Origin of the sequence: Bacillus sp. JJ664 (assembly GCF_036962205.1) — a bacterium.
Classification (GTDB): domain Bacteria; phylum Bacillota; class Bacilli; order Bacillales; family Bacillaceae_G; genus Gottfriedia.
In genome coordinates, this window is sequence record NZ_JBALMS010000122.1 from 1 (window position 1) to 11,075 (window position 11,075).

Genomic DNA, 11,075 nt, shown 5'->3' on the forward strand with positions numbered 1-11,075 from the left:
GTATTCCACCAGATACTAGTTGAAAAGTTGGAACTAAAAATATTAATAAAATAATCGTTACACTAGTTTGTTGAAGAATATAAGATTGAATATAAAGAATTGTTCTTACTAATACTGTATATCCCATACACAAAAAATAAATCGAAAGGAGCAATACAATGAGTGACCCAAATATTTTTCCTAAATAAAATGTAAAATAGTCAACAAAACTCTTTGTAGGTGTCTTTTCTCTTATTTTTATTAATGAAATACTGATGATTGTACAAATAAATCCTCCGAAAATGATTGCAATCCAACTACTCGTACCGGATTTATCTGCTAATTCACGAGGAAGGGCTAACATGCCTATGCCAATTTGAATGCCAAATATCATTAATATGAATTGCAATATTGATATATTTATTTTTCCATTCATTACATATCCCTTCCAACATATTTATTTACTCGTTCCGTTTGTTTTTTTTATTCCAGAGAAATCTTAGCGGTATTCTAAACAAAGTATCATTTAATTGTGAAATCTTTAGTGGTGAAAATGGTACGCTGTATGACGTTTTAAAATTAGTTAATGTCAAGGCATGTACAATGAGGACCATCGTACTAACAACAAGACCAATTAACCCGAATAAAGAAGCCATTACCATGATTGGAAATCTAATAATCCTTAAACTAGACGCCATTTCAAAGTTTGGAATAATAAAAGACGATATTGCTGTCAGCGCAACAACGATGACCATGATATTACTAACAAGCGCTGCTTGAACTGCTGCTTGACCAATTACGATCCCTCCTACTACACCAACAGTCGTACTAATTGGAGCCGGTAATCGAATACCGGCTTCTCTTAACATTTCCAAGGTAATTTCCATAATGATTGCTTCAACCAATGGATCAAATGGAACTCTTGTCCGTGATTCTCCGATCGAAATTAATAATTTCAAAGGAACAATTTCATAGTTAAAAGAGATGATTGCAATATATAAACCTGGTAAAAAAAGCGTGATAAATAAAGCGACCACTCTAAGAATCCGATTAAATGAACCAACTAGCGTTCTTGAAGAATAGTCATCAATACTTTGAAAGAAAGATAAAAAATTAGAAGGTAGAACAACGACTTCAGCTGACCGATCTAAAATCAAAATGACTCTCCCTTTGAGTAAAGCCAAAGCAGCTTCGTCAGGACGTTCAGTTGTTAATAATTGTGGAAAAGGAGAGAATGCATTTCTTTCCATCAGTTGAGCCATTTGATTCACATTTAAAATAGAATCCTCTTTTATTTCCGAAATTTTCTTCTGTATTGAAGACAATAACTCCTCATCTACTACTCCATCTATGTATGCAAGCGAAACAGTACGCTTATTATCAGTACCTATTTCTGTTTGATAGGTTCGAAAACTACTTGTAGTAATGTATCTTCTTAGTAGTGCAATATTCGTTTGATAGGTTTCAACAAAAGAGATTTTTGTCCCTTTCAGTGAATTATCAATTGTTGGTGGAGAAAAAGGTCTTTGCATCAAATTTTCTGTTGAAAAAATAAAAGCTAAAGGCTCATTTTCTAAAAATAAAATACTTTTGCCTGCTAAAATCGATTTCTCAATGTCTACAATTTTATTTGATCTAACCGCATTATTGTTCATAAACAATTCAAGTTCATCTGAACTAGCTGAAATATGATTTACAAATGAATCAACCTTTTGTTCATCTACTAAACCCGTCAAATAAAATAGAAAGGCTTGTTTTTTTTGGATAACTAAATTCTTTTTTCTAATATCAGAGGTTGAAAAAATTTTACGGATTAATTCTTCATTTTCTTCGATATTCCCATCGATATTAATTGTCGACGAGCGTATTTTATATTTATTTTTGAAACTACCATTTTGTAAATCCATTTAATTACCTCTCAAAAATGACCTCAAATAATTTGACTCCTAGCAACTAAGTTTGTTCATTTTGCGGGTGAAATATGCATGGTATTTTCTTCATAATTTGTGAATTGAACATAAAAAAAGAAGGACACCACTAAAGTTGCACTTCTAGTTATTTTCATTTTTTCCTGAAAATTAATTCACAATCTTCTTTTTCACTTTAGATGGTTCAATTGATGTAAGAAACCCTTTTTTTCTATAAGATTGTTACTTTTTGAGTTTTTAACTATGCAGACAGAAGTTGATTACAACGGAAGGTACGAGACTCTTGTCGGATTAGCGGGATCGTTGAGACCCTGGAGGCGTGCAGAGGAGGCTCAAGCTCACGCCCCACGGAAAGGGAGCATCCTGGAGTTGTAATCAACTAACGCATTTATAAATAGAAAACGTATCAGGAAACTGCTCATTTGAAATAGTTGCGATTCTTTTTCTCTATGTAATAAAATGATTTGTAACAATAGCTTTCGGATAATGAGATTGATCGTCAGAAAAATTAGCCTATGGGAGTGGGAAGTTTGAATTTAGTTTATGAAGTGATATCAGAAGAAAAAATAGAATATTGTAGAGATTTATGTAATGAACTAATGGCATTCCAAAAATCAAAAGCACATATTACACCAGCATTATTTGATAGCATGAATTTTGATACGAGATTAGTTCCTTCAGTTAAAAACGCCATACATAACTATATTGTGATTGTAAAAGATGATGCTAAAATAGTAGGTTATGTTTATGCAAATATCTCACCAAAAGAAGTTTATTCAAACAGCTTTGCTACTTTTTTTGACCTATCATCCGTAGAAAAACAAAATGTAGGATGTTTATCTCAGTTTTATATAAAAGAAGAATACAGAAAATATGGAGTAGGCTCCGTTCTATTTAAAATGTCAATGAACTGGTTAAAAGAGTTTGATGATGTAGATGACTATTTCATTTACGTTTCTAATGGCAATGAAGATGCCCTAGAATTTTATAAACGAAAAGGATTTACAGTCAGTCATGATATCTTAGATGGCTTTATAACAGTTCTGCGTAGTAATCAAGAATTTAAATGATAACTCAATTTAAAAAAGCACAGTATTCTCTATTACATACTGTGCTTTTGCTGTCTTTATATTTAATGACTACTCTTCATCTTCCCTCAACAAGTCAGCTAAAAATTTTTCTCGATGCTGTAAGAAGTATTTTGTGATTTGATAATGGTCTGTGTCTTCATATGCTATTTTGGATATTTCGCCGTTATCGAAGCTTAAAATGTTTGCATTAGGACAACCAAGTAAGATCGGTGAATGCGTTGCGATAATGAATTGGGAGTTTCCTTCTTCAGCTAAATCATGGAGAATTTTTAAAAATGTTAATTGTCTTGCTGGAGAAAGTGCAGCCTCTGGCTCATCTAGTAAATAAATCGCATCACCATTAAAACGATTTAAAAATAATGACAAAAATGATTCACCATGAGATTGTTCATGTAATGATTTTCCGCCGTAGCTTTTAAATGCTAAAGGATCATCCATTTCATCAAGATAAGTTGCAAAATGATAAAAAGATTCCGCTCTTAAAAAGAAGCCATTTGTTATCTTTGGCAACCAAGATAGTCTGATATAGTTACTAAGCGATGATTCAGACGCAAAAACTTCATAGCTATTATTACGTCCCCCACCTGCTGTATGAAATCCACATTTGTCAGCAATCGCTTCTAATAGAGTTGATTTACCGGAACCATTTTCTCCAACAAAAAATGTAATATTACTATCTAAATTCAACTCATCTAGCTTTCGAATTGAAGGAATTGAGAAAGGATAGTTTGAAAAAGACGGTACAACATCCTGTAATAGTGTAATTTTCTTTAAAAACATGTTTATCACCTAAACAAATTATACAATATTTAAAATGATTTAGAGACATAAAAAAACAACAGAAAAGATCTGTTGTTCCTTTAAAAAAGCGTTACAATTGCATCTCTATATAATATGATTGCTTTTACAATGTGGAAAACGCTAACTAGGATCAGTGTCACTTCGAATGCTGATACATGTAGCAATAAGAACTTTTTGCGAAGGATATGCTGTCTAAAAAGCGCTGGAAACCCCTCATCTTTTTTTAGACATATGAAATAAAAAAGTAAAATCACAAGGTATAAAAAGAAAGCCAGGTCTAGATAAGACCAGTCAAGTACATTAGCGAATTTAAAACATCCCCAAATAATGACAGCATTCAAAATGAAAGCAACAATCCATGTGAAGAAGGAAGATGTTGTATATATCGTTTTCATTTGATCACTTCTCCTTCTATTTTACAGATATCCTCTGTAGTCAATTTTTACGCGACTCCTACTTCGTTTATGCTTTTTCTCTTCCTTGTCAGGTGAAAATTTTTATACAATTGAAAAATGCGAATACACACCAAGCTCTTCATACTCGTGATAAAATGGAAAATATATAATTAGAAAAGGAATGAATCAATATTAATCTACAAGAAAAAGTAAAAATTCTACCACTTACTCCTGGTGTATATTTAATGAAAGATTCACAAGGTCATATTTTATATGTAGGAAAAGCAAAAAGTTTGAAAAAACGAGTGCAAACATATTTTCAAAATACAAAGACACATTCCCCAAAAATTAAAAAGCTTGTAGCACATTTAAAGGATTTTGATACGATTCAAACAGATACAGAATTTGATGCTTTTATGCTGGAATGTCACTTAATAAAAGAAATAAAGCCACATTATAATCGAATGATGAAAAGTCCACAGTCCTTTGCTTACTTAGTCATAGATCCTCATAAAAAAGTCCGAAAAATCGAAGTTAGCAATCAACCAACAGATATTGAAGATTCATTCATCTTCGGCCCTTTTACAAGTAGAAGTTTAGTTGAACGAGCGATTAATGGTATAAAAGATTGTTTTAAAATTAATTGTGCATTTTCAACTATTAAAAATAGTGCTTGTCTTAATTATTCGTTAGGTACGTGTAATGGCGTTTGTTTAGGTGGACAGGCAGTTGAAGAATATAACGCAATCATTGATCGACTGATTGGTTTTTTGAATCGAACAGATATGAGCTTAATAGAGGAAATGCAACAGATGATGCATCAAGCTTCTGAAGAATTTAATTTTGAAGCAGCTACTAAATATCGAGATTGGATCGACACTGTTTCCCTTCTATTAAAGAAAGAAAAAGTAATTGAATTTACCGAAGAAAATCATAATATCATCATGATTGAGCGCTTAGATGATACTTCAATAAAGATGTTTCTAGTGAAACGTACTCAAGTTCTCTTTAGTGAAATATATCAAATGAAAAACATTTCGACTGATCAGTTAATAGAAACAATTAGGTCAAACGCTCAAGCATACTTTGTCAATCATGAAATGAAAGAATCATATGATGTAAGTCGTGATGAAATTGATGAGGCGCAAATTATCTATAGCTATCTTAATAGTCCAAACTGTCATTCAGTCATCATAAAGAATCAATGGTTAAAAACGATGAATTCTTCAACCCTTGATAAAAAGCTATTAAAGTTTATCTTAGCACTTTAAAATTTCTACATTTATACATGTACGGCGACAAGTACGTAGATCATCATTTATAATAAGAATGAATGTATTTACTAATTTTACTTTAGGGAGGTGATAGAAAATGACAAGTAATGTGTTTTTGTCAGATTCTGCAACGTCTCATGCAAAGCCTAATATTGGAAAGGCGATACTTTGCATGGGGTGAGTACTACATTTAATCGCCCAAGTAAGCTTTTTTAAATATTGGCTTTGCACCTTATTTTAAACGAAAAATAAATAAGGGGCGTTACAGTCATGACATATTTAAAAGCAACGGCTATTTTACCTGAAAAATTGATTTCGGAAATTCAAAAGTATGTTCAAGGAGAAACAATTTATATTCCAAAACCTGAAACGACTCATAAAAAATGGGGATCTCGTTCAGGCACTAGAAAATTTATTGACGAAAGAAATATCAAGATCAAAAAAGCTTATAAAGCTGGCACTTCAATTGATCAATTAGCTGATGAATATTTCCTCTCTTTTGAAACCATTAAAAAAATTATTTATACGAAATAAATCGTAAAAGCACTGACGCTTATCAGTGCTTTTTTTATGGCGAGTTTAATTAGCAATCGTTTTCTACATATTAATTTGGAGTAATCTTGTGTAAAGTAAAATTAATGATTGTATATGGGTATACCTTGATTAGGAGTGAAGAAAATGGAACCCTTTATAAGAAGTGATCAATATAACTTCATCAGAGCACAAATCCAAGTGCTTGTGAATGCACATTCGACTGTTAATGATCGAATTGTATTACGTGCATTAAAATCTCTTACACATGAAAAAGTTTATAATATGTTTTCTGACATAAACGAAGAACAAAATCAGCTACTTTCTCCAATTATTACAATTGAAGATAAGGCAGAAGCTGAAAAAGTACTAGCGCAAATCAAGCCATATGTATTTCCTTTTAAGAAGATTTCCGAACAAGGAATAAAAAAATTATTCCCGAAGGCTAAAAAACTAAAGACGCCTATTTTAGAAAATCTAGATCTAACAGAAGTTACTTATTTAGGCTGGGATGATATTGGCTCAAATAAAAAATATATTGTTACCTACTACAATCAAAAGTTAATAGGCTTGCAAGGTACATTTAATCTTGTAAACAAGAAAGGAATTTGTACATTTTGCCATAAATTTGAAGAAATCGGAATGTTTATGACAAAAACAAAAGGTGCGGATCAAGGTACTTTTATAAAGAGAGGAAATTACATTTGTAAAGATAGCAAGAAGTGTAATCAAAATATTACATCATTAAATAAACTGCATGATTTTATACAATTAGTGAATGGTTAATATTGTAAATGAAAAAAGGCGAGCTTTTTAAAAGCTTGCCTTTTTTCATTTATTTGTTTGACTCTTCCCGTAAGACATTATATTTCCTCAAATATAAGAGTATCTCTTCTTCCGATTCTCAAACTTCCTATGAATAAAACCTACAACCAATCCGAAAGTTAAAATGATTAGAGAGATATAACCATTACTTATTATTCCTTGGAGAAAACCAAATAGTACTGCTGATATGAAAGCAACTAATATTATTATTAAAATGTCCAACTTTTTCATGTAATCATCCTTCTAGCTCGTTGTTAGCTCTAATCATATTTCTATTATTATACTATTCCTCTTTTCAATTACATCAATAATAAGGCACAAATGACTTTTGGTCAGGTTGAACTAAAGTTGAACGTTAATTAAATTATTTCTCCAATTGTTCAGATATCTTCTTTAATTGCTCTGATATCTTCTCAAATGTTTTTTGATTTTTTAGCTGAATGTCAAATAGTTTCAAAATCCCTAAAAATAATATAAATACTGCAATTTGCTCCATACTTTTTCACCAATCTATAGTTGTTATAAGAAGTTAATCATAACATAAAATATAAATCTTTATATAATTAGGTTGAAAGAGCGACTAATCTTTTGATTCACTGTTATGAATCCTTTAACTTTACGTTAAAAATTAAAAAAGAATTGCCGAAGCAACTCGGAATGTTCAACTAATACATTTTATTTGTTTATTCGATTAATTTTTATTGAACTAAGTTCGACCGGGATATAAATCTTATTTTTAAGTACAACATTCCCCATTGAGTCAAATAAATTTTCAATAAGTAATACGAATAAATTATGATTTGAACGTAATTCATAGTTTGCTGAAGGAAGGACAGATTCTGTATATTTTATTTCGATAGTTGATGAATGAATTAACATATAAATATCTTCTTCAAGTATTTTTAGTATACTTTGCTGATCGTTGAGATTCATTCGATATTGGGACGCTGTCTCACTTGGGAACATTGTAAAAACATGTGCAACTATTTTATTGTTACTCTTGTACCACCTATTAAACCTAATCATAACTGCTGAATCTTTATTAAATATCTTTTTAATGTAATCAAAATCGTCTGAAAAACTAAATTCTAAAGAAGCATCAATATCATCAATCGTTTCTGTACAACATTGAAAAACTGTATTATCTATTTTTTCTAATCCAACATTTCGTACATTTACATTTTGTTTTATAAAATTCCCTTGTCCATGAATTGCTTCAATAAAACCATCCTCTTTTAGTAAACCCAATGCTTGTCTTAGAGTCATTCTACTAACATTCATCAGCTTAGATAGTTCTAGTTCTGAAGGTAGCTTACTTCCAATTGGGTAGACTCCCTCACTAATTAGTTTAAATAATTTTTCATAAACCTTTACGTATAAAGGTATTTTTTTTTTATTTTCAACGAACATAACAACACTCCTTACGAATATTATATCGACTTATAAATTATTCGCAATCTCGTCTGTTAAATAGGAATGTAGGTCACGACTATTATTCATTTTCATCAAAAACCTAAAATTTCTAACCTTAAGAATATTGCTTAATTTGACATGTTGGAATATAATTTAAATAAATTAGACAACTAACTATACCACTATATATCATGGTCTTATTATTGTCATGAACAATGATGTAATCAGAAATAAAAAAACTACTTATTTCTTTATTTTTGAAAGGGATACATTTCATTAGGAATGAACAAATTACTTGATATCAAGGGTTACTAATTGAATTATTTTTTTATAATGATGTAGATTAAAAAGAATAGAAATGGAGAGGTAATAATATGACAACACCACATAATACAGCTAAAGTTGGAGAAATTGCTAAAACAGTTTTAATGCCAGGAGATCCGTTACGTGCGAAATATATTGCGGATACATTTCTAGAAAATCCAATGCAGTTTAATGGTATACGTAATATGCTTGGCAATACAGGAACTTATAAAGGAAAACAAATATCTGTAATGGGATCTGGTATGGGAATGCCTAGTATAGGCATCTATTCATACGAATTATATAAATTTTATGAAGTAGAAAATATTATCCGTGTTGGTAGTTCAGGGGCTTATACAGATGAATTGAATATACACGATATTGTGCTTGTAGATAGTTCTTGGAGTCAATCTACATACGCAAACGTACAAGCAGGCACTGATGGTGATATACAGTACCCTTCTGAGTTATTAACGAATAAAATTGAAGAAACTGCAAAGCAAATTAATATTCCGATTGTTAGAGGAAGAATACATTCCAGTGATGTGTTTTATTATGAAAGTTCTGTACCAAATTATGTTGATTTCTATAAGAACCATAAGTGTATTTGTACAGAAATGGAAAGCTATGCTTTATTTCATAATGCGAAAATTTTAGGAAAGCAAGCAGCCTCATTACTTACTATTTCAGATTCTTTAGTAACCCATGAGGAAATTAGTGCTGAAGCAAGACAAACTTCTTTCAATAAAATGATGCAAATTGCATTAGAATCTTGTTTGTAAAGTATAGGAATATAAAATGCCAATAGATGCAAGAGCATTTATTGGCATTTTCATTTTGGAAAACATTATATTTTGAATACTCTAGAAAACCAATCAAAAAATTTTTTTCGAAGTATTTCCTATCTTATCACAGCTCACTATGAAATAATCTTACATCTCCTACACAATTAACCCTATACTATCTTTTTATCCCCTATGTGCCCTCTTTAATTTTTGTTCTTTCTCAACTAATGCATACGTCAATTGTATTGTGCCTTATCATTTCTTCTTTTTTTAACATAATCCCAAACAATATAAATAGCGGATTGTGAAAATAAGATTACCAACATCCAAACACTCAAGTTTTCAGGATTGAAATTACAAACAAAGATGACTATAGGAATAAAAATTAAACTGATTACTAAAAATTTTATCATTTTGTCTCCTTTTGATTTTCATCTTATTACTTTTTAATTCTATTCAATTTTAATTAATCCTTTTCCTAATAAAACTAGACTGTCAGTTGTTCAATAAAAAGAGCCAAAAAAGTCCCTACTTTAGCCATGTTGACTACAAAAAAAGCGATACATTTAGATGTATCGCTTACGCTAGTTCAATGACATTGATGCAACCTAAAATGTTTACTCTTTATGAGTTGCTTCCTTTCCCCACTCGGTTATTCAAGCTAAATAGTAATTCACTTTCTTTAAACAAGATTTATTATATATTCCACTATAGTTATAGTTTTTCAAGCAGAGGATTGATACTTTCTTCAATAAATTTACTATTTCCTAATTTATCTAACTTTGACTTTGTTTCAAAAAAACTTTTTGCAGCCTCTAATATCTCTTTACAAAAATAATTCGGTTGAATATCATAGTTATTCGTTTTATCACCAATTTTTATGGTTATTCCATTATTACTATTTGTATTTAGTGATATATAACACTCGTAATCTGGATAACACTCGATTGCCTCCCCATTACGAAGAAATTCTTCAATAAGATGAAAGTACACATACCACATATCAGTTATGGTCCCAAAGTAAGTGTTATTAATAATGGGTTTAAAATGATACTGCACATCTACAAATCCGTAGAGCCTGTCTTCCTCTTTAAGAAAACTAAATTTTTTCTCGTTATTTTTTTCAAATTCTATATAAAATTTTGAGTATTCTTCTGGCTGAACAAGATCATTGTACCAACTACCGTCTTTACTAATATATGATTTTACAATTAACATTTGGCACCCCATGGAATTTAATTTAGTCAAATATAGGTGAATTACACTTACATCGAAGTAATCCCTATCATAAAAAGCATAAGACCAGTCATAGCGAAACTAATAGTAACGGTTAAAACAGATAAATTAATATTTTTCTTAAAGTTCATTACTCCAAAAATAAAGCCACACAATACGGTTCCCCACCATAAAATATCAGCTAATACTTCGTTAATTTTTTCTAATTGACTTGAAAAAAACATGACAAAAAGCAGAACTTGAAAAAAGAGTGATAAAATCAATCTCCAATGTGGTTTATTGAACTTACCCTTTTCCCTTTGAAGATTAGCAATGCCAAGAACAAAAAAGATTCCGAAAACGATTAAAACGAATGTCAATAATATCAAACTAATCACAATTCTAGCTCCCCATATTAATTATCTTTTTAAAACCAGTACGTTTCTTCCGCTCGTATTATTATTCCTCTTCGATGTTACCATAATTATTTATTTTTCTGATATTCTATTTAACTTCTAAATAGTAAAATAGGAGC

General features: G+C 30.5%; 13 protein-coding genes. 5 read left to right on the top strand and 8 right to left on the bottom strand.

Annotated elements, in window-relative coordinates:
- On the bottom strand, positions 1–415 hold a 415-nt coding region (locus V7056_RS17080), incomplete at its 3' end, for a GerAB/ArcD/ProY family transporter (RefSeq protein WP_499703609.1).
- Positions 416–440: 25 nt separating this feature from the next.
- Entirely contained in the window at positions 441–1,886 is a 1,446-nt protein-coding gene (locus V7056_RS17085) for a spore germination protein (RefSeq protein WP_499703610.1), read from the bottom strand.
- A gap of 551 nt (positions 1,887–2,437) precedes the next feature.
- On the opposite strand from V7056_RS17085, the gene V7056_RS17090 reads away from it, so the two are divergent.
- The gene (locus tag V7056_RS17090) at positions 2,438–2,977 is read left to right on the top strand and encodes a GNAT family N-acetyltransferase (protein ID WP_499703611.1); all 540 of its coding nucleotides are present in this window, start codon (positions 2,438–2,440) and stop codon (positions 2,975–2,977) included.
- A 69-nt stretch (positions 2,978–3,046) separates the two neighbouring features.
- Here the strand turns inward: V7056_RS17090 and V7056_RS17095 are convergent, their stop codons facing one another.
- Together V7056_RS17095 and V7056_RS17100 are read right to left on the bottom strand one after the other, a co-directional pair.
- Complete coding sequence (locus tag V7056_RS17095) at positions 3,047–3,778, bottom strand: AAA family ATPase (RefSeq protein WP_499703612.1); 732 nt, start codon at positions 3,776–3,778, stop codon at positions 3,047–3,049.
- Between the two features lie 80 nt (positions 3,779–3,858).
- Complete coding sequence (locus V7056_RS17100) at positions 3,859–4,194, bottom strand: hypothetical protein (RefSeq protein ID WP_499703613.1); 336 nt, start codon at positions 4,192–4,194, stop codon at positions 3,859–3,861.
- A 215-nt stretch (positions 4,195–4,409) separates the two neighbouring features.
- Here V7056_RS17100 and V7056_RS17105 point away from each other — a divergent pair, with 215 nt between their 5' ends.
- The 3 genes from V7056_RS17105 (at position 4,410) to V7056_RS17115 (ending at position 6,785) form a co-directional block, all read left to right on the top strand.
- Positions 4,410–5,465, top strand: coding sequence for a UvrB/UvrC motif-containing protein (locus V7056_RS17105; RefSeq protein WP_499703621.1), 1,056 nt, complete (start codon positions 4,410–4,412; stop codon positions 5,463–5,465).
- Between the two features lie 273 nt (positions 5,466–5,738).
- Complete coding sequence (locus V7056_RS17110) at positions 5,739–6,002, top strand: CD3324 family protein (protein ID WP_499703614.1); 264 nt, start codon at positions 5,739–5,741, stop codon at positions 6,000–6,002.
- A 144-nt stretch (positions 6,003–6,146) separates the two neighbouring features.
- The gene (locus V7056_RS17115; RefSeq protein WP_499703615.1) at positions 6,147–6,785 is read left to right on the top strand and encodes a FusB/FusC family EF-G-binding protein; all 639 of its coding nucleotides are present in this window, start codon (positions 6,147–6,149) and stop codon (positions 6,783–6,785) included.
- 403 nt (positions 6,786–7,188) lie between these two features.
- Here V7056_RS17115 and V7056_RS17120 read toward each other — a convergent pair whose 3' ends face one another.
- Together V7056_RS17120 and V7056_RS17125 are read right to left on the bottom strand one after the other, a co-directional pair.
- Positions 7,189–7,320, bottom strand: a complete 132-nt coding sequence (locus tag V7056_RS17120) for a hypothetical protein (RefSeq protein WP_499703616.1) — start codon at positions 7,318–7,320, stop codon at positions 7,189–7,191.
- A 179-nt stretch (positions 7,321–7,499) separates the two neighbouring features.
- Positions 7,500–8,234 (bottom strand): GntR family transcriptional regulator, encoded by a 735-nt coding sequence (locus V7056_RS17125; protein ID WP_499703617.1) that lies wholly within the window; start codon positions 8,232–8,234, stop codon positions 7,500–7,502.
- A gap of 377 nt (positions 8,235–8,611) precedes the next feature.
- On the opposite strand from V7056_RS17125, the gene deoD reads away from it, so the two are divergent.
- Complete coding sequence (gene deoD, locus V7056_RS17130) at positions 8,612–9,322, top strand: purine-nucleoside phosphorylase (RefSeq protein WP_499703618.1); 711 nt, start codon at positions 8,612–8,614, stop codon at positions 9,320–9,322.
- A 717-nt stretch (positions 9,323–10,039) separates the two neighbouring features.
- On the opposite strand, the gene V7056_RS17135 is transcribed toward deoD, so the two are convergent.
- Both V7056_RS17135 and V7056_RS17140 read right to left on the bottom strand, forming a co-directional pair.
- Positions 10,040–10,543 (bottom strand): hypothetical protein, encoded by a 504-nt coding sequence (locus V7056_RS17135; protein WP_499703619.1) that lies wholly within the window; start codon positions 10,541–10,543, stop codon positions 10,040–10,042.
- A 47-nt stretch (positions 10,544–10,590) separates the two neighbouring features.
- Complete coding sequence (locus V7056_RS17140; RefSeq protein WP_499703620.1) at positions 10,591–10,938, bottom strand: hypothetical protein; 348 nt, start codon at positions 10,936–10,938, stop codon at positions 10,591–10,593.
- Positions 10,939–11,075: the final 137 nt, after the last annotated feature.

Coding starts and splice junctions, on each gene's coding strand:
- V7056_RS17085 (WP_499703610.1), bottom strand. CDS start 1,886: ATGGATTTACAAAATGGTAGTTTCAAAAATAAATATAAAATACGCTCG.
- V7056_RS17095 (WP_499703612.1), bottom strand. CDS start 3,778: ATGTTTTTAAAGAAAATTACACTATTACAGGATGTTGTACCGTCTTTT.
- V7056_RS17100 (WP_499703613.1), bottom strand. CDS start 4,194: ATGAAAACGATATATACAACATCTTCCTTCTTCACATGGATTGTTGCT.
- V7056_RS17110 (WP_499703614.1), top strand. CDS start 5,739: ATGACATATTTAAAAGCAACGGCTATTTTACCTGAAAAATTGATTTCG.
- V7056_RS17115 (WP_499703615.1), top strand. CDS start 6,147: ATGGAACCCTTTATAAGAAGTGATCAATATAACTTCATCAGAGCACAA.
- V7056_RS17120 (WP_499703616.1), bottom strand. CDS start 7,320: ATGGAGCAAATTGCAGTATTTATATTATTTTTAGGGATTTTGAAACTA.
- V7056_RS17125 (WP_499703617.1), bottom strand. CDS start 8,234: ATGTTCGTTGAAAATAAAAAAAAAATACCTTTATACGTAAAGGTTTAT.
- deoD (WP_499703618.1), top strand. CDS start 8,612: ATGACAACACCACATAATACAGCTAAAGTTGGAGAAATTGCTAAAACA.
- V7056_RS17135 (WP_499703619.1), bottom strand. CDS start 10,543: ATGTTAATTGTAAAATCATATATTAGTAAAGACGGTAGTTGGTACAAT.